This is a genomic window from Streptomyces sp. NPDC006314, assembly GCF_040613075.1.
GTDB lineage: Bacteria > Actinomycetota > Actinomycetes > Streptomycetales > Streptomycetaceae > Streptomyces.
The window spans coordinates 329562-349609 of the sequence record NZ_JBEXRL010000004.1; the positions used below are offsets into that span (position 1 = coordinate 329562).

Genomic DNA, 20048 nt, shown 5'->3' on the forward strand with positions numbered 1-20048 from the left:
GGCGGGGTAAGCCGCCCGGTACCGGGGCCGAGGGTCCCGGGCGAAGCCCGACGACGATCTCTGTGGCCGGGCCCGTACCATTCCTACAGTCGAAAGCAGGACAGCCTGCTCCATGAACGGACTCGCCTTGCACGAACGCCCCACCGAATCGGCCTCCTGGCGTATCGCCCTGCCGCACACCGCCGCGGCGGTGCCCGTGGCGCGTGCCCTGGTGCGCACGGCTCTCACCGAGGTGGAGCACCCGGCCGACTGCGACACCGCGGAGCTGCTCACGGCGGAGCTGGTGGCCAACGCGGTGGAGCACACCGCCGGGCGCGGCCCGATAGAGCTGGTGGTGGAGCTGCTGCCGACCGGCTGCAAGGTCGAGGTGCACGACCCGGATCCGGCGCCGCCCGGCCATCTGACCCGGCCCGTGATCGAGGAGCCGGACCCCTGGCAGGAGGGTGGGCGCGGTCTGCTGCTGATCCGCGCCCTCAGCTCGTCCTGCGGCCACCGCCCCACCCCGTCGGGCAAGGCGGTGTGGTTCAGGCTGCCTGCGGTTCCCGCTCAGCGGCGTCCGGCGTGACCTCGGGGGCCGTGCGGGCCAGCGTGGAGTGCCGGCGCCCGTAGGCGACGTAGACGAGCAGTCCCACCGCGAGGAACACGGCGAACTGGAGCCAGGTCTGCCAGCCGGTCTCGTAGCTCAGGTACAGGCAGAAGGCGACGCCGAGCAGCGGGCCAACGGGGTAGAGGGGCACGCGGAAGCTGCGGGCGAGGCCCGGTTCGCGGCGGCGCAGCGCGATGACCACGATGTTGACGACGGCCATGATGGCGAGCGTGCCGATGGTGCACAGGTTCATCACGGCGTCGAGGGAGGCGAAGGCCGCCGGGACCGCGAAGACGACGGCGACGATCAGCGTGCCGGCGACCGGCGTGGAGGTCTTGGGGGACACCTTCTCGAAGACGCGCGGGATCAGGCCGTCCCGGGACATGGACATCAGGATGCGGGTCTGGCCGTACATCACGGCGAGGACCACGGAGGCGATGGCGACGACCGCGCCGAAGGCGATGACCCCGCCGCCGATGCTGGAGCCGGTGACCGCGTTGACGACGTACGACAGCGCGGCGGGGCGGCCGGCCACCTGGTCGCCGCCGACGGCGCCGATGGCGGCGACGGCGACCGCGCAGTACAGCAGGGTGACCAGGCCCATGCAGACCATGATCGCTACGGGGATGTCCCGGCGCGGGTTCTTGGCCTCTTCACCGGCGGTGGTGATCGCGTCGAAGCCGATGTAGGAGAAGAACGCGGCGGTGGTGCCCGCGCCGATGCCGCCGAGACCGGCCGGGGAGAACGGGGTGAGGTTGCCGTCCTTGAAGGCGCTGTAGCCGATGGCGCAGAAGGCCAGGAGGATGACCAGCTTCACGGCGGCCATGGCTGCGGTGGCCCGGGCGCTCTCGCGCACCCCGCGCACCAGCAGTACGGAGGCCATGGCGATGACGATCACGGCGGGCAGGTTCACGACCCCGCCGTCACCCGGACCCGCGGAGAGCGCGGCGGGCAGTTGCCCGCCGGTCAGGCTGTGCAGCAGCTCGTTGACGTACTGGCTCCAGCCGACGGCGACGGCCGAGATGGAGACGCCGTACTCCAGCAGCAGGCACCAGCCGACCAGGAACGCGGTGGACTCGCCGAGACCCGCGTAGGCGAAGGAGTACGAGGAGCCGGAGACCGGGATCGCGCCGCCCAGCTCGGCGAAGGAGAAGGCGGTGAAGACGCAGGTGAGCGCGGCCAGGATGAAGGAGACGACGACGGCGGGTCCGGCCTGGGCTACGGAGTCGGAGAGGCCGACGAAGATGCCGGTGCCGACGATGGCGCCGACGCCGAAGCAGATGAGCTGGAAGAGGCCCATCGTGCGCTTGAGGCCGTGTCCCTCGCGGTCGGCGCCGGATTCGGCGACGAGCAGGTGCGGGGACTTGATGCGGGGAGCGGGCATGCGGGTGGTGCTCGTTTCTGGTGGTGCGGGCGCCCGTGATCGAGGCGCGGCGGCGGCCTCGGAAGGGGTGGCTCCGGGCCGCCGGTCAGAATAAGGCGGGTCAGGCGAGTGTGGCTACCAGCACCGCCTTGATCGTGTGCAGTCGGTTCTCGGCCTCGTCGAAGACGATCGAGTGGGCGGATTCGAAGACCTCGTCCGTCACTTCCAGGGAGCGCAGGCCGTGGGCCTCGTAGATCTCCTGCCCCACCTTGGTGGCCAGGTCGTGGAAGGCCGGCAGGCAGTGCAGGAACTTCACGTCCGGGTTTCCGGTGGCGCGCAGGACGTCCATGGTCACGGCGTAGGGCGCGAGGGCCTTGATCCGCTCGCCCCAGACCTCCTTGGGCTCGCCCATCGAGACCCAGACGTCGGTGGCGATGAAATCGGCCCCCCGGACGCCCTCGGTGACGTCCTCGGTGAGTGTGATGACGGCGCCGCTGTTCTCCGCCAGCTTGCGGGCCCGGGCCACGACCTCGTCGCCCGGCCAGTACGCCTGGGGTGCGGCGATCCGTACGTCCATGCCGAGCAGCGCGCCGGTGACCAGATAGGAGTTGCCCATGTTGAAGCGGGCGTCGCCGAGGTAGGCGAAGGCGATCTGCCGCAGCGGCTTGGCGCTGTGCTCGGTCATGGTGAGCACGTCGGCCAGCATCTGGGTGGGGTGCCAGTCGTCGGTGAGACCGTTGTAGACGGGCACGCCGGCGTAAGCGGCCAGTTCCTCGACCTTGGCCTGACTGTCCCCGCGGTACTCGATGCCGTCGAACATCCGGCCGAGGACGCGCGCCGTGTCCTTCACGGACTCCTTGTGCCCGATCTGCGAGCCGAGGGGGTCGAGATAGGTCGTGTGGGCGCCCTGGTCGGCGGCGGCGACCTCGAACGCACAGCGGGTGCGCGTCGAGGTCTTCTCGAAGATCAGCGCGATGTTCCGCCCCCGCAGGTGCTGCGTCTCGACCCCCGCCCTCTTGGCGGCCTTCAGCTCGGCGGCCAGCTCGACCAGACCGCGGAACTCCTCCTCGGTGAAGTCCAGCTCCTTGAGGAAGTGGCGGCCGGTGAGGGCGGTCGGGACTGTCGCCATGGGGGCGCTCCAGGGGTACGACTGGCAGTGACCTTGGAATTCTATACGACGGTCAGCATGTCTATGCGATGACTGTCCGTCCGCTCGGTCACACCCCTTCCCGCCTCCGCCGGCTCACACCGCCTCGCGCTCGACCGGACAGCTCATACAGCGCGGGCCACCCCTGCCCCGGCCCAGCTCACTGCCCGGGATCTCGATCACCTCGATGCCCTGCTTGCGCAGATGCGTGTTGGTGGTCGAGTTCCGCTCGTAGGCGACGACGACTCCGGGCTCGACCGCCAGGACGTTGCAGCCGTCGTCCCACTGCTCGCGCTCGGCGGCGTGCACGTCCTGGGTGGCGGTCAGCACCCGGATCTCGCCGAGGCCGAGGGCGGCTGCGATCGCGCGGTGCATGTGCTCCGGCGGATGGTCGGTGACCTTCAGCTCCCGCTCACCGACGCCCGGTTCGATGGTGTACGAGCGCAGCATGCCGAGCCCGGCGTACTGGGTGAAGGTGTCGCCGTCGACCATGGTCATCACCGTGTCGAGGTGCATGAAGGCCCGCCGCTTGGGCATGTCGAGCGCGACGATCGTGTGCGCCGATCCGGCCGCGAACAGCTTGTGCGCGAGCATCTCCACGGCCTGCGGGGTGGTGCGCTCGCTCATGCCGATCAGCACGGCACCGTTGCCGATCACCAGGACGTCGCCGCCCTCGATGGTGGAGGGGTAGTCGGCCTGGCCCCGGGACCAGACCCGGAACGTTTCGTCACGGAAGAGCGGGTGGTGGTGGTAGATCGCCTCGAAGTGGACGGTCTCCCGCTGCCGGGCGGGCCGGCGCATGGCGTTGATGGAGACGCCGTCGTAGATCCACGCCGAGGTGTCGCGGGTGAAGAGGTGGTTGGGCAGCGGGGGGAGCAGGAAGTCGTCCAGGTCCATGACGTGGAAGCGGACGGAGGTCGGTTCCGCGTGCGCGTCCAGGAACTCCCGCTTGGTCATCCCGCCGATCAGGGCCTCGGCCAGCTCGCCCGGCGGCATCTGGTCGAAGGAGGCGCGCAGGTGGCCGGTGGCGAGGGGGCCGTACTCCTTCTCGTCGAAGACGCGGTCCAGGACGAGGGTGCGGGCCTCGGCGATCTCCAGCGTCTCGGCGAGCAGGTCGCCGAAGAGGTGGACGGCGACGCCGCGGTCACGCAGGACGTCGGCAAAGCCGTCGTGCTCGGCGCGCGCCCGGCGCACCCAGAGCACGTCGTCGAAGAGAAGGGCGTCCTTGTTACTGGGGGTGAGCCTTTTGAGCTCGAGGTCCGGCCGGTGCAGGATGACGCGGCGCAGCCGCCCGGCCTCGGAGTCGACGTGGAATCCCATGCCTCCATCCTGACCATCGAATCCCTGGTTCACCCCCGCCTCGGCGGTTTCTGCACGCTCTCGTTTTCGTCCCCTTGACGACAAGTGCGCGCGCGATTATCGTCTGCCTGACGAAAAGAGGGGATCGCATGGCCGACATCACCCGGCGCCTCGGCTGGCGCCACCTGCGCGGTGCGCCGACCGCGCACATCCGGCACCACCGCTCCGGCCGGCTGGCCCACGACGGCCCCGGGCTCAGCTTCTGGTTCCGCTCGCTGACCGCCGCGCTCTCCGAAGTCCCGGTGGACGACCGCGAGCTGGCCATGACCTTCCATGCCCGTACGGCCGATTTCCAGGACGTGACGGTGCAGGCGACGGTGACCTACCGCATCGGCGACCCGGCGCTCGCCGCCGCCCGTCTCGACTTCTCGATCGACCCGGACACCGGTGTGTGGCGCGCCACCCCGCTGGAGCAACTCGGCACCCTGCTCACCGAGACGGCCCAGGAGCACGCCCTGGACGTCCTCGCCCGTACGCCGCTGGCGGCCGCGCTGACCGACGGGGTGAGCGCGGTCCGCGAGCGCGTCGCGGCCGGACTGGCCGCGGAACCCCGGCTGCCGGCCACCGGCATCGAGGTGGTCGCCGTCCGCGTGGTGGCGGTGCGCCCGGAGCCCGAGGTGGAGCGGGCGCTGCGCACCCCCGCCCGGGAGCAGATCCAGCAGGAGGCCGACCGGGCGACGTACGAGCGCCGGGCGGTGGCCGTCGAGCGGGAGCGGGCGATCGCCGAGAACGAGCTGGCCAGCCGTATCGAACTGGCACGGCGCGAAGAGCGGTTGGTCGAGCAGCGGGGGACGAACGCCCGGCGCGAGGCCGAGGAGCAGGCAAGCGCGGACGCCGTGCGCGCCGACGCGGAGGCGGCCCGCACGGTACGCCTGGCGGAGGCGGAGGCGGCCAAGGCGGTACGGCTCGCCCACGCGGAGGCGCAGAAGGCACGCGAGGTGGGCGAGGCCCGGGCCGAGGCACGGGCCGCGTGGCTGCGGGTGCACGCCGAGGTCGATGTGGCGACCCTGCACGCCCTCGCCGGGATACGCCTGGCCGAGAACGTGCCGAACATCGACAGCGTGACCATCTCGCCGGACGTGCTGACGGGGCTGCTGGCGAAGCTCGGCGGCTCTTCGGAGGCGGGGACGGGGGCGGGAACGTGAGCCTCGCCCCGCGTGCGGTGCTCGTGCACCGCACCTCCGAGTACGAGGAGTTGGTGGCCCGGCACGGCTCGCACGGCCAGGCCGCGTTCTTCCTCACCTCGCGGGGCCGGGACATCGAGGAGGTCGCCGAACGCCACCGCCGGGCCCGCAGCGCCCTGGCCGAGGTGACCGCGGCGCTTCCGCCGGCCTGGCGTCAGGCACAGGTCGAACGGGGCGACCTGGACCGGTTCCTGTTCGCACCCGAGGACGTGGTCGTGGTGGTCGGCCAGGACGGGCTGGTCGCGAACGTCGCCAAGTACCTGACGGGGCAACCGGTCATCGGTGTCGACACGGACCCCGGCCGCAACCCCGGTGTGCTGGTACGGCACCGCCCGCGGGACACGGCGAAGCTGCTGTCGGCGGTGGGGGCGGGGTGCGACGAACTCACCATGGTCGAGGCGGTGGCCGACGACACCCAGCGGCTGGTGGCACTCAACGAGATCTATCTGGGCACGCCCGGTCACCAGACCGCCCGCTACCGCCTGGGCCTCGACGGCGACGGGGGTGTCGCCGAGGCCCAGGCCTCCTCCGGGGTGCTGGTGGGGACCGGCACCGGCGCGACCGGCTGGCTCCGCTCGGTGTGGCAGGAGCGGGGCGACCGGCTCGCGCTGCCCTCCCCCACGGAGGACCGGCTGGTGTGGTTCGTCCGGGAGGCCTGGCCGTCACCGGCCACCGGCACGAGCCTGGTGGCGGGGGAACTGGGAGCTTCGGCCGGGCTGACGGTCACCGTGGAGTCCGACCGGCTCATCGCCTTCGGTGACGGCATCGAGACGGACGCGCTCCAGCTGACCTGGGGACAGACGGTCCGGGTGGGGGTGTGCGGACAGCGGCTGCGGCTGGCCGGCTAGGGGTGTCCTCCGGCCCCGCGCCGCCGGCCTCCTCCACAAGACGCCCCCGGAGAAGCCGGGGATCAGATCGTGGTGCAGGGCACGGGCCACCGCCCAGCCCCCGCAGACCAGGACCAGCCGCTCGGCGGTGAGCAGTTCGGCGGCCTCCCGCTGGGTGGTGTCGAGGACGTCGAGGGGCGTGGGCTCCAGGAGCCGGAGGAACGCTGCGTGGAGACCGGGGTGGTCGAGGGTGAGCCGGACGGCCGTGCCCTCCTTCCTCCCATCCAGGACCGTCACGAAGCCGGGGCCGCGCCGGTGGCAGAGGGCGCCGTAGGCGCGTCCGGCGCGCCAGGCAGCCAACCAGCCCTGGCCATCCGGTGATTCGGGGGGCGGGGGCAGGTGGCGCAGCACACCGACGTCGTACGACGGCTCGCCCGTCGCCCGCCAGCTCACGGTCAGACCGGGACTCCGGCACTCGCGCAGGAACCTGACCGCCTCCGCCGTCTCCCGGCCCTCCCCGCTGATGTCCAGGGGCCCGGTGGCCTCGACATGGCGCCCGGTGAGCCGGTGCGGCACGGCGGCGGGCAGCCCACAAATCCCGCCCCTTCCGTCAGGCGGACCGGCTCACCCCAGGTCGGCAGGGCCACGTGGGTGAGGCCGTCACGGAACAACAAGGACCCAGGGAAAACGCCTGTCGGACCCCTATATGGACAGGTGTGTGCGGGACACAAGGGTGTTGTGGGGCGGGGTGCTCCCCACCGGCGCGGTCTACAGGCGCGGGTCCACCGGCTCCGATTCCAGCGCCAGCACCCCGAAGACCGCCTCGTGCACCCGCCACAGCGGCTCCCCCTCCGCGAGCCGGTCCAGGGCCTCCAGGCCGAGGGCGTACTCGCGCAGGGCAAGGGACCGCTTGTGGTTCAGGAACCGCTGCCGCAGCCGGGCGAGGTTGTCCGGCCGGGTGTACTCCGGACCGTAGATGATCCGCAGGTACTCGCGGCCCCGGCACTTGATGCCGGGCTGCACCAGTCGCCCCTCCGGGTTGCGGACCAGCGCGCCGACCGGCTTGACGACCATGCCCTCGCCGCCCCGGCCGGTCATCTCCAGCCACCAGTCGACACCCGCGCGCACCGACTCCGGGTCGCCGGTGTCGACGTACAGCCGCCGGGTGGTCTGCAGCAGCCCGGAGCCGTCGTGCTCGACCAGGCGGTCGAGCAGGCCGAGCTGCTCGTCGTGCGGCAGCGCGGCGAGGCTGCGTCCGCGCGCGGCCAGGATCTGGAAGGGGGCCAGGCGGACGCCTTCCAGGCCGTCGGTGGTCCAGCAGTAGCGGCGGTAGGCGGTGGTGAACGCGGCGGCGTCGGCGGCGCGTTCCCGCTGCCGGGTCAGCAGCCCGCCCACGTCGGCACCGCGCGCGGCGGCGGCCTCCAGGGCGGCCAGTGCCCCCGGGAACACCGCGCCGGAGGCGGCGCCCACGGCCGCGTACTGACTGCGCAGCAGGCCCGAGGCCTTCAGCGACCACGGCATCAGCTCGGCGTCCAGCAACAGCCAGTGCGTGTCCAGTTCCTCCCAGAGACCGGCGCCCTCGATCGCCGAGCGCAGGCGGCCGAGGATCTCCTCGGTCACCTTCTCGTCGTCGAAGAACGGCCGCCCGGTGCGGGTGTACAGGGACCCGGTGGGTCCTCCCCCACGCTCGGCTCGGCTCGCGCGGGAGGCACCCCCGACGCCGAAGGTCCTGCGCGCGGCCTCCGCGTCCCGGCACACCAGGGCCACGGCCCGCGAGCCCATGTGCTTCTCCTCGCACACGACCCGCGCGACCCCGTCCCGCGCGTACTGCGCGAAAGCCTCCTCCGGGTGCTCCAGGTAGCCCTCGATGTGTGAGGTGGCGGTCGGTGCCATGGTCGGTGGCAGGTACGGCAGCAGGCGCGGGTCGATCGCGAAGCGGCTCATGACCTCCAGGGCCGCCGCCGCGTTGTCCTCGCGGATCGCCACCCGGCCCGCGTGCCGGGTCTCCACGGCCCTGCGGCCGTGCACGTCCGCCAGGTCCAGCGGCCGCCCTTCGTGCCCGCCGGGCGCCTCGGAGCGCAGCGGCTTCGCCGGCTCGTACCAGACCCGCTCGGCCGGTACGTCGACCAGCTCGCGCTCCGGCCAGCGCAGCGCGGTCAGCTTGCCGCCGAAGACGGCACCGGTGTCCAGGCAGATGGTGTTGTTGAGCCAGGTGGCCTCCGGGACGGGCGTGTGCCCGTAGACCACGGCCGCCCGGCCCCGGTAGTCCTCCGCCCACGGGTAGCGCACCGGCAGCCCGAACTCGTCCGTCTCACCGGTGGTGTCGCCGTACAGGGCGTGCGAGCGGACCCGGCCGGAGGTACGGCCGTGGTACTTCTCGGGCAGGCCGGCGTGGCAGACCACGAGCCGGCCCCCGTCGAGCACGTAGTGGCTGACCAGTCCGTCCAGGAACTTCCGGACCCGGTCCTTGAACTCCTCGCTCTCGCCCTCCATCTGCGCGACGGTCTCGGCGAGCCCGTGGGTGTGCTGGACCTTGCGGCCCTTGAGGTAACGGCCGTACTTGTTCTCGTGGTTGCCGGGCACGCACAGCGCGTTGCCCGCCTCGGCCATCGACATCACGCGGCGCAGCACGCCCGGGGTGTCCGGGCCCCGGTCGACCAGGTCGCCGACGAACACGGCGGTACGGCCCTCGGGGTGCACACCGTCGGTGTAACCCAGCTTGGCGAGCAGCGACTCGAGTTCGGACGAGCAGCCGTGGATGTCACCGATGATGTCGAAGGGACCGGTGAGGTGGGTCAGGTCGTTGAAGCGCTTCTCGGTGACGACGGTGGCGTTCTCGGCCTCCTCCACCCCGCGCAGGACGTGCACCTTGCGGAAGCCCTCGCGCTCCAGGTGCCGCAGGGACCGCCGCAGTTCGCGGATGTGCCGCTGGATGACCCGGCGGGGCATGTCGGCACGGTCGGTGCGGGCCGCGTTGCGCTCGGCGCACACCTCTTCCGGCACGTCCAGCACGATGGCGACGGGCAGCACGTCGTACTTCCTCGCCAGCTCGATCAGCTGCCGCCGGCTGTCCTGCTGCACGCTGGTGGCGTCGACGACGGTACGGCGGCCGGCGGCCAGCCGCTTGCCGGCGATGTAGTGCAGGACGTCGAAGGCGTCGCGGGTCGCGCTCTGGTCGTTCTCGTCGTCGGAGACCAGACCACGGCAGAAGTCGGAGGAGATGACCTCGGTGGGCTTGAAGTGCTTGCGGGCGAAGGTCGACTTGCCGGAGCCGGAGGCGCCGACGAGGACGACCAGGGAGAGGTCGGTGACGGGGAGGACCCGTCCCGTGCGGGTCTCGGTCATGCGGTCCTCGCCTCCTTCTCGGTCGGGCCGGCCTTCTCGGTCTTCATCGCGGCCACGTTCATCACGAACGTGGCCATCTGGGTGGGTGGCCCGACCTCCGGGTCGTCCGGGCCGACGGGGACGAACGCGACGTCGTAGCCGTACCGTCCGGCCACGGCCGCCGCCCAGGTGCGGAACTCCTCGCGGGTCCACTCGAAGCGGTGGTCGCCGTGCCGGACGTGTCCGGCGGGGAGCGTCTCCCAGCGCACGTTGTACTCGACGTTCGGGGTGGTCACGAGGACCGTGCGGGGACGCGCGTGCCCGAACACGGCGTACTCCAGGGCGGGCAGCCGGGGCAGGTCGAGGTGCTCGATCACCTCGCTGAGCACGGCGGCGTCGTAGCCCTTGAGCCGCTTGTCGGTGTACGCGAGCGAGCCCTGGACGAGCTGCACACGGGCCGCCTGGCGGTCGCTCACGCGGTCGAGCCTGAGCCGCCGGGCGGCGATGGTGAGCGCCCGCATCGAGACGTCCACGCCCACGATCTCCGTGAACCGCGCGTCCTTGAGGAGGGCCTGGACCAGCTGCCCCTGCCCGCACCCGAGGTCGAGGACCCGCGCGGCACCGGCCTCGCTCAGCGCGGCGAGGATCGCCTCCCGGCGCTCCACGGCGAGCGGGGTCGGCTTCTCCTCCGTCTCCGTCCCGGTGTCCTCCGGGACCGCGTTGTCGATCTCCTCGACCCCGCTGTCGTCGGCCTCGGCCAGCCGCACCAGTTCCAGCCGCTCCCTCGCCTGCCGGGTCAGCGACCAGCGGCGGGACAGATACCGGCTGGTGATCAGCTTCTGCTCCGGGTGCCCGGGCAGCCAGCCCTCGCCGGCCCGCAGCAGCTTGTCGACCTCGTCGGAGGAGACCCAGTAGTGCTTGGCGTCGTCGAGGACGGGCAGCAGGACGTACAGGTGGCGCAGCGCTTCGGCGAGGGTCAGCGTCTCCGACTCCAGCACGAGGCGGACGTAACGCGAGTCGCCCCACTCCGGGAACTCGGTGTCCAGGGCGACGGGTTCGGCGGTCACCGCCCAGCCGAGCGGTTCGAAGAGCCGTCGTACGAGGTCCGGGCCGCCGCGGGCGGGCAGCGCGGGCACCTCGATGCGCAGCGGCAGGGGTGCGGCGGCCCGCTCCGGACGAGCGTTGCACACCCCGCGCAGGGCGCTGGAGAACACGCCGCTCAGCGCGACGGCGAGCAGCGAGGAGGCGGCGTAGGGGCGGTCGTTGACGTACTGCGCGAGCGCCGCGTCGGGCGCGCCGCCGCGTCCCTTGCCCTTCCCCCGCCGCACCAGCGCCATCGTGTCGATCTCCAGCAACAGCGCGGCCGTGCAGCGCCGGTCGTCCGCCTCGGGGTAGAACACGTGGGCGGTGCCGTAGGACGTGGAGAACCTCTGTGCCTTGTCGGGATGCTTGTGCAGCAGGTACCCGAGGTCGGTGGCCGGGTGGGCGGCGTCGCCGCTGGTGGAGATCGTCAGGAACACATGTCCGAGTCTCCCGGGAGAACTCCCCGCCGACCACCGGTTTTCCAGTGGGGTCCCGCGCGCCGGTCCCGCTAACGGCCGGCGTCTTCCTTCTTCCACGGGCCGACGCCCAGTTCGCCCGTCGTGCCGAGGTCGAGCTCCGATGTCACGGTCACCGGGCGGGCGCCGGGCTTGGCCCACACGCGCACGTACGGGGCGCCGACGGGGCTGAGACCGTCGCCCGCTTCGGTGGTGTTGCGCCATGCGAGCACGGCGTAGGCGCACTCACCGGGGGCGAGGGTCAGGGGCCGGGGGGTGCCCTCGGCGCCGGTGCCGGCGGCGATCTCCTCGCCGTGCACGAGGCTCACACCGGTGACGGGTCCGGGAGGCAGCAGGGGCGATGCTCGCGGGTGGCGGGTTGCCGGCCGGGGCGGCGCCGTACCGGGGCGTGCCGGACGGGCACACCGGGTCGGCGGTGACGTCGGCCCCGGGGCCGTCACCGAGAGGGGCTGCGCCGCTACCGGAGCCGGTCTTCTCCGTACCGCAGCCGGTGAGGACGAGGGCCGCCGCCACGGCGGCGGTCACCGCGGCGCACCCGGTGCGGTGCGCCGTGTTCATGACTCTTCGTCGATGATGGTCCGGGCGTTCTCGACGGCCCGCTCATCGGCTGCGCGCATACCGTCCAGAGCCTTCTCGCGCTTGCTGATGACCGTCTTCTGAGCGCGGGCCTCGAGGGCATGCACGGTGGCGATGTAGTCGGTGTCCAGCTTGCACCGGGCATCCGCGGCCGCTGTCTCCTTCTCCTTGCCCGACGGCCCCTCGGTCCGGTACCAGGCGGTGTCGAGCGAAGCTTCGTCCGGGTCGGGGTAGTGGAAGCCCTTCTCCTTCATGCAGGCCGACCACGCGCGGTCCGCCTTCTTCCAGGCCGGGTCCTTCCGCGCCGCCTTGTGGGCCTCGTACCACAGCTCGAGGGGCAGCGAGTAATAGCCGGTGAGCTTCACGCCGTTGACCTTCGTCGCCTTGGGCGGAGGGCCGTAGATCCTCCGCGTCGCCTGTCCCAGGCAACCGCCCTCGGGGACGGGGTGCCCGTGGGCGGAGTGGCTGTCGCCGGAGTCGAACGTTCCGGTGAGGGCGACGTACTGGTCGGCGGGCCACTCCTGGGGCTGGGAGGACCCTTCCTGATTCCGGTTGTGGTAGCCGTGCTCGGCCGCCTGGTCGGGATCGTCGACCCCGTAAGGGCTGTCGTCACCGGTCGTGCCGCGGCCCGCGAGGGTGCCCTGCCGGACCGGGTACGTCGACTCGACGTTCCTGGTGTCGAGCGTCGCGAAGCCGGCGAAGCCGAGCCGGACCATGCACTGCTTGGCGAGGATCCACTGCGCCTTGCCGATGGACTTGCCCCCGCCCGACGACGGATCCCGTATGTAGGCGTGCAGCGGGAACGACTGCATGGTGTTGAGGCGGTGGGCGTCGTCGGCGGGGTCGTCCTGGCCGGCGAACTGGCATGCCGTCAGGGCCAACAGGCCGGTGACAGCGAGAGGGAGCACTTTACGCACCCGGCCATACGATCAGGCCTGGATCCTGTGCGCTGTGGCGGAGCCCACAGTTCCGGCACATGGAGTCCACAGGCCGTGCACACCGCCCGCGCGATCCGCGCTTCCTGTGATCTCCACCATGGCCCCCCCGGCCAGGACCTGATGAAGTGAGCCGTCGTCAACTGACCACTGACAGAAGGGGGAACAATGACCATCAGCCAAGGAGGCGTCCGCAGAAGAGCCGTCGTCGCGGTGGCGGCCGGTGCCGTCCTGGGCTCGGGGGTCCTCGCGGCCGCCCCGGCCCAGGCGGCCCCGGCGACCGCGACGGCCGCGGCGGCCCCGCAGGTACCGGCTCAGGGCGCGTACGCGATGAACGCGGCCACGGGAAAGCAGCTCTTCGGCAAGGCACCGGACACACGGCTGCGGACCGGTTCCACGACGAAGATCATGACGGCGCTCGTGGTGCTGTCGCAGCGGAACCTGGACCTCGACAAGAAGGTGAAGATCAAGAAGGCGTACACGGACTACGTCATCGACCCGGCCACGGGCACGCAGCGTTACTCCAGCGCGAACCTGATCCTCGGTGACTCGATGAAGGTGCGCGACCTGCTGTACGGGCTGCTGCTGCCGTCGGGCTGCGATGCGGCCTACGCGCTGGCGGACACGTACGGAACGGGCTCGACGACGGCGGAACGGACCAGGTCGTTCATCGGGAAGATGAACGGCAAGGCGCGTGAACTGGGTCTGAGCAACACCCACTTCGACTCCTTCGACGGGGTGTCCAACGGCAAGAACTACGCGTCCCCCCGGGACCTCGCCAAGCTGGCCGGGGCCGCGCTGAGGAACAAGACGTTCAAGAAGGTCGTCGGCACCAAGGAGTACGACGACATGCAGTCGTACCGGCCCGGCGGCGGAACGCACGCTATGCCCGCGTGGAAGAACACCAACAAGCTGCTCGGCTCGTACCGGGGCGCGATCGGTGTGAAGACCGGTTCGGGGCCGGAGGCGAAGTTCTGCCTGGTGTTCGCCGCGACCCGCGGATCCAAGACGGTCGTGGGCACCATCCTCGCGGACACGTCACCGGACCAGCGGTTCAAGGACGCGACGAAGATCCTCGACCACGGTTTCGCCCAGCGCGGCTGAGAACGGCCGGGGGGATCACCGGATCCCCCCGGCACCACCCGTCATGTGAAGTCCGCCTGGGCGAAGTGGGTACCGCAGGCGCGGCAGCGGAAGAGATACGCCGTCGGCGCGCCCTCCTTGTCGAGCGCGGCGACGAAGTCCTCGGTCTGCGCGGGCCCCCAGCCCCACTCGGCGCACAGTCCGCGCAGGTGGTCGAGCGCGTCCGGGTAGGGCCGCAGTTCCTTCGCGCCGGCCGCGCCGAGGAACACCCCGCCGTCGCCGCAGTGCGCCGGCCAGCCCCAGTCCTGCCAGGTGGCGAAGCCGGGGGTGCGCTCGCGGATCCGCCGGGCCGCCTCGTCCGGCATCCGACGCGCCTCGACGTCGTTGAAGTAGGCGCCGTACCGCTTGGCGGCGGTGCCGAAGGCGATGCAGTACGGGCAGACCCGGCCGTCGGGCACGTCCGCGCCGTAGACCGGTCCCGTGTGGATCCAGCCCTGGTCGTGCCCGCAGCACACGCACGTCTCGTCGGCGGCGATCACGGACCCGGTGGCCACCGGGTCGGGGTGATAGGGAAACGGCGGCAGCATGGGTCTGAACCTGGGCTCGGGCTGCGGCCTGACGACCTGTTCGATCACCTTGCCGGTCAGCGCGGCGGGCAGGACGACGACCGCGCCCTCGCGCAGGTCCTCCGGCAGGTGCCTGCGGTCCTCCTCGCTCGTCACGATCGCCGTCGCCGGGTTCCCGAGCAGCAGGACGGCGGCGCCGGTACGACGGGCCACCTCGGCGACGAGGTCCAGCACTCCGCGACCCGGCCGGTCGAACGACACCCCGTGGTCCAGGTACACGTCGGCCTCGCTGCCGTCCGCGGTCCGTACCCATGCGACCGGCTCGCCCTCGGGGACGTCGTAAGGGGCGTACGGTGCCAGCACCTCGCGGACCGTCGAGGCGTCCACCGGGACGATGTCGCCGTGGCGGAACGTGTAGACACGGATGCCGAAACCCATGGCCATCACCTCATCACACGAGGGCGGGACGGCGGGGGCCGCCGGCGGGTGCGCAGGCAACCCGGGCGGCGTGAGAACCCTCTCAGCGGGAGGACGGGCCGGCACCGGCCAAGGATCTCGAGGGGAATCAGGTCATGCGCTCGACCGGCCGGACGGGCGGACACGGATCCGCGTGGGCGCTGGCCGCCCTGGCACTGCTCGCGGTGTCCCGCGACACCGGCACGCGGCGGCCGCCGGCCGTGTCGCCCCCGACCGCACCGGCCCACGTCGCGGCCTACGGCGACGGCTGGCAGACCGGCAGACGGCTGTACGCCGACGGCGGCAAGGGCACGGCGGTCCGCGAGGTGGTCTGGGGTGGCTGTGTGCGCCGGTCCCTCACGGCCCGGCCGCGGGAGGTCGTGGACCGGGACCGCGGTGCCTGGGTGCTGGGCTGCCGGCACGGGGTCGGCGGGGAGCATCCGTACCGGCGCCCGCCCGGGCACGCGCTGACCCGCCGCGAAACCGACCCCGGTCTGCTGGAGCGCTTCCGGACCTGGGCCGGGAAGAACGGCCGGGAAAGGTCCGCCGCCACGCTGACCCGGGTCGTCCTCGTCCACCTCGTCGGCAGCGAGTACGACGTCGAGCTGACGGCCGACGCCGACGGCGCCGGCCGGAGGGCGGACGCGGAACGCCTGGCCGGCGCGTTCGCCGACTGGTGGGACGGCGACGACGGCGACGGCGCCGCCTGGAACCTCCTCGTCCGCTCCGCGGACGGCGACCGCCTCACCGTCCGGGATCTCTGACGGCACTCACGGTCCGGCCCCGGTCCTTCCCGGCTCGCCGGCTCGCTCCGGTGCGCTCCGGCCGCGGGAGGCCGTCCCCGCCGTCGCCCCGAGGACCACGGTTCCCGCCCGTGCCGGGCGGGAGGGCCGGCGGCAGGCCCGAGCCGTGAGGAGCCTGTGACCGGGAGTGCGGTCGACCTCTATCCGCTGGGAGCCGGGGCGGCCGGGTTCGCGGTGCACGAGTCCTCCTCCGGCGCGGACTCCGAGCGGCCTGGCGACAGGCCGGGTCCGCGGGGCCGGACGACCCGTGCGGACTACGACAGCTGCGACCGGACCTGGGTGGAGATCAGCTCCAGGTGGTCGAGGTCGTCGAGGTCGAGGATCTGCAGGTAGATGCGCCGGGAGCCGATCTCGGCGTACCGGCCGATCTTGTCGACGACCTCGGCCGGGGAACCGGCCAGGCCATTGGCCTTGAGCTCCTCCACCTCACGGCCGATCGCGGCGGCGCGCCGGGCGATCTCCTGGTCGTCCCTCCCGACGCAGACCACGAGCGCGTTGGAGTACGTCAGGTCGTCCGCCTCGCGGCCGGCCTCCTCCGCGGCGGCGCGCACCCGGCCGAACTGCCGCTCGCTGTCCTCGATCGAGGCGAACGGGATGTTGAACTCGTCCGCGTATCGGGCAGCGAGCCGCGGGGTACGGGTCGCGCCGTGGCCGCCGATGAGCACCGGGACCTTCTTCTGGGCGGGTTTGGGCAGCGCGGGCGAGTCGGTGAGGTCGTAGAACGTGCCGTGGAAGTCGAAGGTCTTGCCGACCTCGGTCGCCCACAGCCCGGTGATGATCGCGAGCTGCTCCTCCAGCCGGGCGAACCTCTCCTTCGGGAACGGGATGCCGTATGCCTTGTGCTCCTCCTCGAACCAGCCCGCGCCGAGGCCCAGCTCCACCCGGCCGCCGGACATCTGGTCGACCTGGGCGACCTGGATGGCGAGCACACCGGGCAGACGGAAGGTGCCGGCCGTCATCAGCGTGCCGAGGCGGATGCGCTTGGTCTCGCGGGCCAGGCCGGCCAGCGTGATCCAGGCGTCCGTGGGGCCGGGCAGGCCGTCGACGCTGCCCATGCGGAGGTAGTGGTCGGAGCGGAAGAAGGCATCGAAACCGAGGTCCTCGGTGGCCTTCGCCACGGTGAGCAAGGTGTCGTAGGAGGCCCCCTGCTGGGGCTCGGTGAAGATTCGAAGGTCCATACACCCATCCTGCACGCCGGGCGCCCCCTCGACCTCGCCGGTACCGCCCGGCACGGCCGTCCCCGGTCGGGTGGGAAGCGTCCACCCCCGGCCGGAGCCGAGGGGCCGTCATGTGCGACGAGTTCGGCTTCGCGTCAGCGGGGTGGTCCGCCGGTCAGCCGAAGGGTCGGCCTGAACGGCCTCGTCCCGGGAACACCGGACGGGCCTGCTGTGCGGCTCCTCCTCACAGGGCACCGGAGGGACTGCTCTCGTTGCCGTTCTGTACCACCTCCTCCCGTGCCGCCAGCTTGCGCAGCATCTCCACGACGCGGTCGCGGGACTCGTCGGCCGCGTCGATGGCCTCCATGCACTGCCAGTACGTCGTCTCGTCGGCCGCGGCGCTGGCCATGCCGACCAGGGCGATGCCGACCTCGCCGAGCAGGCCGCCGAGGCAGAGCAACGTCTCGCGGGCGTCGTCCAGCTCGGTGAGCTGGGCGGCGCGCAGCTCTCCGGGGTCGAGTTCGGGCGGGTCCAGGACCCCGCAGCCCCGGCCCGCCAGCTCGGTCAGCCCCAACGCCTCGCCGCGCAACTCAGGCGGCCCGGAGACCGCGAGGCGGCTGCCGATGGCCTGGGCCAGGGCCTGCGCCTGCCACACCTCCGCCATCATCTCGGCCGCGTCGGCGCCGCCCGCCAGGGCGCGCGTGCTGGTGAGGATGAGCCGTATCGCGTCCATACGCTGCCCCCGTCCGTCCGCGTGCTCGTCGGCACGTCTGCGTGAACTCCCGCGCTCACTACCCAGAGTGAGGGGCTGTGGGACGAAAAGCCAGAGGTAGACGGAAATTTGTGGACAACAATTCAGATTCGACGGGCGACTTGACTACGTAGCGTAGTAATGGAGTGAAGCAGTCCGCTCGTTGGAAGCGCGGGCCGGGCAAGGTGGTCAGGTACGGTCCTCCGGGCCCGGCGGCGGGAAGCGGTGTTCGTTGCGGTCGATCTTGGCGGCCAGGGCGGCCAGCGGGTCGATGCCCAGGACCTCACAGAACTGCAGGAGATAGGCGAGCACGTCGGCGACCTCGTCCGTGACCCGGTGCGCACGATCCGGGTCGGCCATCACGCGGGAGGACTCCTCCGGGGTCAGCCACTGGAAGATCTCGACCAGTTCGGAGGCCTCCACCGAGAGGGCGGCGACGAGGTTCTTGGGCGTGTGGTAGGGCTGCCAGTTCCGCGCGGCCGCGAACTCGGCCAGTCTGCGCTGGAGTCGGGCCAGGTCGAGAGGTTCGGTCACGGCTTCAGGTGTACCACTGTGACGCCCTCGGCTCCCGCGGCCCACGAGGCGTCGCTCACCGCGGCCACGCAGCGGATGTGTCCGCGCTCGCCCATCCGGGCCGCCGTCTGGAGCAGTTCCCGGCGCTGGACGGGGTCGAGGGCGCGGTCGAAGCCGTCGGCGAGGACGGTGAGGCTGCGCAGGGCGTCGGGCACCTCGCCCGGGGCGTCCACGTCGAGGACGCCGGGGCCGGTCAGCAGGACCAGCGTCAGCGCCAGGTAGCGCAGTTCACCGTCACCGAGCCGGGCGAGTTCGGTGCACCAGCCTTCGCCCCGGTCGAGCAGCGCCCGTACCGTGCCGTCGGACAACGGCTCGGCGACCAGGTCGGCCACCGGGCCGGCGCAGCCCGCGCGCAGCGCCTCGACCAGCCGGCCGTGCCGGCGGGCGCACTCCGCGCGTGTGCGCCACAGGACGTCGGCGAGGTTGTCGCAACCGGGCAGCAGTCGGCCGGAGCCCGTCGGGACGGGGGCGCGCATCCGGTCCGGGCGGGGGTCGCAGGCGAAGACGGAGCGCAGGGCGACGACCATCTGCTCGGCCGCGGCCAGCACCTGACGCTGTCCGTCCGTCTTGCCGGCCACGCGCAGCGGCAGCAGGGCGGTGCCTAGGCGGTCGTCGGGGAGCGGGGCGCGGGTCACCGGGGCGGAGCCCGCGGTGTGCCAGGCGGCCTGCACGGTGCGTCGCCCCGGGTCGCGCAGGGCGGTCTCCAGCAGGACGACCCCGCCCGCGGTCAGCCGCTCGCCCACGACCCGCAGGACCGGCTCGGCCTGTACGGCGACGTCGAGCCGGACGGGACCCTCGGCGCCGTCGGCCGTGCACCCGATCCGGAAGCCCCGCCGTCCCTCGGCGTCCGGGCGGGCCCGCGCCGGCACACAGGCGACCGGGTCCGGGAACGCCTCCCCGAGGGGGGCGCCTCCACCGAGGCGCGCGAGCGCCTCGAACGCGGCGAGCGCCGTCGTCTTCCCGGCGCCGCTGGGCCCCGCGAACAAGGTCACGGACCCCAGCGGAAACCCGGCCCGCCGATGCCCGGCGAAGGCCGACAGCCGCAACTCGGTCACCCGGGCGCGCACATCGGGGCTCCTGCGGGACTGCGCGAGGACGGTCACAGGGGACGCGTCGGCCGCCGGAGGCTCGGCGGACACGGAAGGTACGGCCATACGCGGACCGTAGGCTCCGCCGCAGCGGCGAACCGTTCAGTCTCCCGGCCCTTCCCACGATCGGGGGACGGGCCGGGAGGACGCCGGTATGAAGAACGCCGTGGTGCAGGGCACCGGCGCCCGGCGGAACGCGGTACCCCGGGTCTCAGCCCTCCGAGACCCCCACCCCCTCCATCACGCCGCTGACCTCGGTGCCGGGCGGGGTGAGGAGGAACACGTTGCGGTCGACGCGGTGCATTCCGCTGCCCAGACCGAAGACGACGCCCGTACTGAAGTCGAGGACGCGCTTGGCCACCTCGCCCTCCGCGCCGGACAGGTCGAGCAGCACCGGCGCCCCGGCCATCAGCGTCTCGGCGACATCCCTGGCGTCCGCGAACACGTTGACGCGCAGGACCACGAACCGGCGCCGGGTCTCGGTCTCGGCGTCGGGCAGCGAGCGGTGGCCCACCGCGGACGGCCAGGCGTCCCGGCCCCGCAGCGGCACGACCTGGGCGAGCCCTTCCCACTGTTCATCGGTGACGTCGTAACGGCTCACCGGCTTCCCCCGACCTGACTCGCACTTATTGCCTGCACCAGCCAATTCTTACGCCAAGTCACCCGTTCGGCCCAACAACGACACGGTGCGCGACCGCCCCGCCGGGCCCG

17 protein-coding genes and 2 pseudogenes are annotated in these 20048 nt (G+C 72.3%); 5 read left to right on the forward strand and 14 right to left on the reverse strand.

Features of this window, described 5'->3' with window-relative positions; genetic code table 11:
- Positions 1 to 112: 112 nt before the first annotated feature.
- Positions 113 to 565: an ATP-binding protein gene (locus ABZ079_RS09570; protein WP_356938848.1), complete on the forward strand. Its 453-nt coding sequence runs from the start codon at positions 113 to 115 to the stop codon at positions 563 to 565.
- Here the strand turns inward: ABZ079_RS09570 and ABZ079_RS09575 are convergent.
- From ABZ079_RS09575 to ABZ079_RS09585, 3 genes are all read right to left on the reverse strand, one after another.
- On the reverse strand, positions 525 to 1970 hold the full coding sequence (locus ABZ079_RS09575) for an amino acid permease (protein ID WP_356938849.1): 1446 nt from the start codon (positions 1968 to 1970) through the stop codon (positions 525 to 527). The genes ABZ079_RS09570 and ABZ079_RS09575 overlap by 41 nt on opposite strands.
- 100 nt (positions 1971 to 2070) lie before the next feature.
- Positions 2071 to 3078, reverse strand: a complete 1008-nt coding sequence (argF, locus tag ABZ079_RS09580; protein WP_356938850.1) for an ornithine carbamoyltransferase — start codon at positions 3076 to 3078, stop codon at positions 2071 to 2073.
- A gap of 114 nt (positions 3079 to 3192) precedes the next feature.
- Entirely contained in the window at positions 3193 to 4416 is a 1224-nt protein-coding gene (locus tag ABZ079_RS09585) for an arginine deiminase (RefSeq protein ID WP_356938851.1), read from the reverse strand.
- Between the two features lie 128 nt (positions 4417 to 4544).
- Here ABZ079_RS09585 and ABZ079_RS09590 point away from each other — a divergent pair, with 128 nt between their 5' ends.
- The gene (locus ABZ079_RS09590) at positions 4545 to 5600 is read left to right on the forward strand and encodes an SPFH domain-containing protein (RefSeq protein ID WP_356938852.1); all 1056 of its coding nucleotides are present in this window, start codon (positions 4545 to 4547) and stop codon (positions 5598 to 5600) included.
- Entirely contained in the window at positions 5597 to 6487 is an 891-nt protein-coding gene (locus tag ABZ079_RS09595) for a hypothetical protein (RefSeq protein ID WP_356938853.1), read from the forward strand. The genes ABZ079_RS09590 and ABZ079_RS09595 overlap by 4 nt, the downstream gene beginning before the upstream one ends.
- Positions 6488 to 6640: 153 nt before the next feature.
- Here the strand turns inward: ABZ079_RS09595 and ABZ079_RS09600 are convergent.
- From ABZ079_RS09600 to ABZ079_RS09620, 5 genes and pseudogenes are all read right to left on the reverse strand, one after another.
- Positions 6641 to 7042, reverse strand: a pseudogene (locus tag ABZ079_RS09600) (DUF5825 family protein); the annotation flags it as partial.
- A 192-nt stretch (positions 7043 to 7234) separates the two neighbouring features.
- Positions 7235 to 9811 (reverse strand): polynucleotide kinase-phosphatase, encoded by a 2577-nt coding sequence (locus ABZ079_RS09605; protein WP_356938854.1) that lies wholly within the window; start codon positions 9809 to 9811, stop codon positions 7235 to 7237.
- Positions 9808 to 11310 carry a 3' terminal RNA ribose 2'-O-methyltransferase Hen1 gene (locus ABZ079_RS09610; protein ID WP_356938855.1) on the reverse strand — a complete coding sequence of 501 codons (1503 nt, stop codon included), beginning with the start codon at positions 11308 to 11310 and terminating at the stop codon, positions 9808 to 9810. Before ABZ079_RS09610 ends, ABZ079_RS09605 begins: the two co-directional genes overlap by 4 nt.
- 71 nt (positions 11311 to 11381) lie before the next feature.
- A pseudogene (locus ABZ079_RS09615) lies at positions 11382 to 11669 on the reverse strand (DUF4232 domain-containing protein); the annotation flags it as partial.
- A 234-nt stretch (positions 11670 to 11903) separates the two neighbouring features.
- Positions 11904 to 12833 (reverse strand): hypothetical protein, encoded by a 930-nt coding sequence (locus tag ABZ079_RS09620; RefSeq protein WP_356938856.1) that lies wholly within the window; start codon positions 12831 to 12833, stop codon positions 11904 to 11906.
- Positions 12834 to 13028: 195 nt separating this feature from the next.
- Between ABZ079_RS09620 and ABZ079_RS09625 the strand changes: the two genes are divergently transcribed.
- Positions 13029 to 13964, forward strand: coding sequence for a serine hydrolase (locus tag ABZ079_RS09625; RefSeq protein WP_356938857.1), 936 nt, complete (start codon positions 13029 to 13031; stop codon positions 13962 to 13964).
- A 41-nt stretch (positions 13965 to 14005) separates the two neighbouring features.
- Here the strand turns inward: ABZ079_RS09625 and ABZ079_RS09630 are convergent, their stop codons facing one another.
- On the reverse strand, positions 14006 to 14947 hold the full coding sequence (locus ABZ079_RS09630; protein WP_356938858.1) for a CbrC family protein: 942 nt from the start codon (positions 14945 to 14947) through the stop codon (positions 14006 to 14008).
- A gap of 134 nt (positions 14948 to 15081) precedes the next feature.
- Here ABZ079_RS09630 and ABZ079_RS09635 point away from each other — a divergent pair, with 134 nt between their 5' ends.
- Positions 15082 to 15729, forward strand: coding sequence for a hypothetical protein (locus ABZ079_RS09635; RefSeq protein ID WP_356938859.1), 648 nt, complete (start codon positions 15082 to 15084; stop codon positions 15727 to 15729).
- Between the two features lie 293 nt (positions 15730 to 16022).
- On the opposite strand, the gene ABZ079_RS09640 is transcribed toward ABZ079_RS09635, so the two are convergent.
- From ABZ079_RS09640 to ABZ079_RS09660, 5 genes are all read right to left on the reverse strand, one after another.
- A complete protein-coding gene (locus tag ABZ079_RS09640; RefSeq protein ID WP_356938860.1) occupies positions 16023 to 16946 on the reverse strand; it encodes an LLM class F420-dependent oxidoreductase in 924 nt (307 codons plus the stop codon).
- A gap of 223 nt (positions 16947 to 17169) precedes the next feature.
- Positions 17170 to 17658: a DUF6099 family protein gene (locus ABZ079_RS09645; RefSeq protein WP_356938861.1), complete on the reverse strand. Its 489-nt coding sequence runs from the start codon at positions 17656 to 17658 to the stop codon at positions 17170 to 17172.
- A 207-nt stretch (positions 17659 to 17865) separates the two neighbouring features.
- On the reverse strand, positions 17866 to 18210 hold the full coding sequence (locus ABZ079_RS09650; protein ID WP_356938862.1) for a nucleotide pyrophosphohydrolase: 345 nt from the start codon (positions 18208 to 18210) through the stop codon (positions 17866 to 17868).
- Complete coding sequence (locus tag ABZ079_RS09655; RefSeq protein WP_356938863.1) at positions 18207 to 19403, reverse strand: ATP-binding protein; 1197 nt, start codon at positions 19401 to 19403, stop codon at positions 18207 to 18209. Before ABZ079_RS09655 ends, ABZ079_RS09650 begins: the two co-directional genes overlap by 4 nt.
- Before the next feature lie 145 nt (positions 19404 to 19548).
- Positions 19549 to 19938 (reverse strand): cell division protein SepF, encoded by a 390-nt coding sequence (locus tag ABZ079_RS09660; RefSeq protein WP_356938864.1) that lies wholly within the window; start codon positions 19936 to 19938, stop codon positions 19549 to 19551.
- Positions 19939 to 20048 lie beyond the last annotated feature (110 nt).

Bases quoted from the DNA above. Each gene is read 5' to 3' on its own strand.
- ABZ079_RS09570 (WP_356938848.1), top strand. From the start codon at position 113: ATGAACGGACTCGCCTTGCACGAACGCCCCACCGAATCGGCCTCCTGG.
- ABZ079_RS09575 (WP_356938849.1), bottom strand. From the start codon at position 1,970: ATGCCCGCTCCCCGCATCAAGTCCCCGCACCTGCTCGTCGCCGAATCC.
- argF (WP_356938850.1), bottom strand. From the start codon at position 3,078: ATGGCGACAGTCCCGACCGCCCTCACCGGCCGCCACTTCCTCAAGGAG.
- ABZ079_RS09585 (WP_356938851.1), bottom strand. From the start codon at position 4,416: ATGGGATTCCACGTCGACTCCGAGGCCGGGCGGCTGCGCCGCGTCATC.
- ABZ079_RS09590 (WP_356938852.1), top strand. From the start codon at position 4,545: ATGGCCGACATCACCCGGCGCCTCGGCTGGCGCCACCTGCGCGGTGCG.
- ABZ079_RS09605 (WP_356938854.1), bottom strand. From the start codon at position 9,811: ATGACCGAGACCCGCACGGGACGGGTCCTCCCCGTCACCGACCTCTCC.
- ABZ079_RS09625 (WP_356938857.1), top strand. From the start codon at position 13,029: ATGACCATCAGCCAAGGAGGCGTCCGCAGAAGAGCCGTCGTCGCGGTG.
- ABZ079_RS09630 (WP_356938858.1), bottom strand. From the start codon at position 14,947: ATGGGTTTCGGCATCCGTGTCTACACGTTCCGCCACGGCGACATCGTC.
- ABZ079_RS09635 (WP_356938859.1), top strand. From the start codon at position 15,082: ATGCGCTCGACCGGCCGGACGGGCGGACACGGATCCGCGTGGGCGCTG.
- ABZ079_RS09640 (WP_356938860.1), bottom strand. From the start codon at position 16,946: ATGGACCTTCGAATCTTCACCGAGCCCCAGCAGGGGGCCTCCTACGAC.
- ABZ079_RS09645 (WP_356938861.1), bottom strand. From the start codon at position 17,658: ATGGACGCGATACGGCTCATCCTCACCAGCACGCGCGCCCTGGCGGGC.
- ABZ079_RS09655 (WP_356938863.1), bottom strand. From the start codon at position 19,403: ATGGCCGTACCTTCCGTGTCCGCCGAGCCTCCGGCGGCCGACGCGTCC.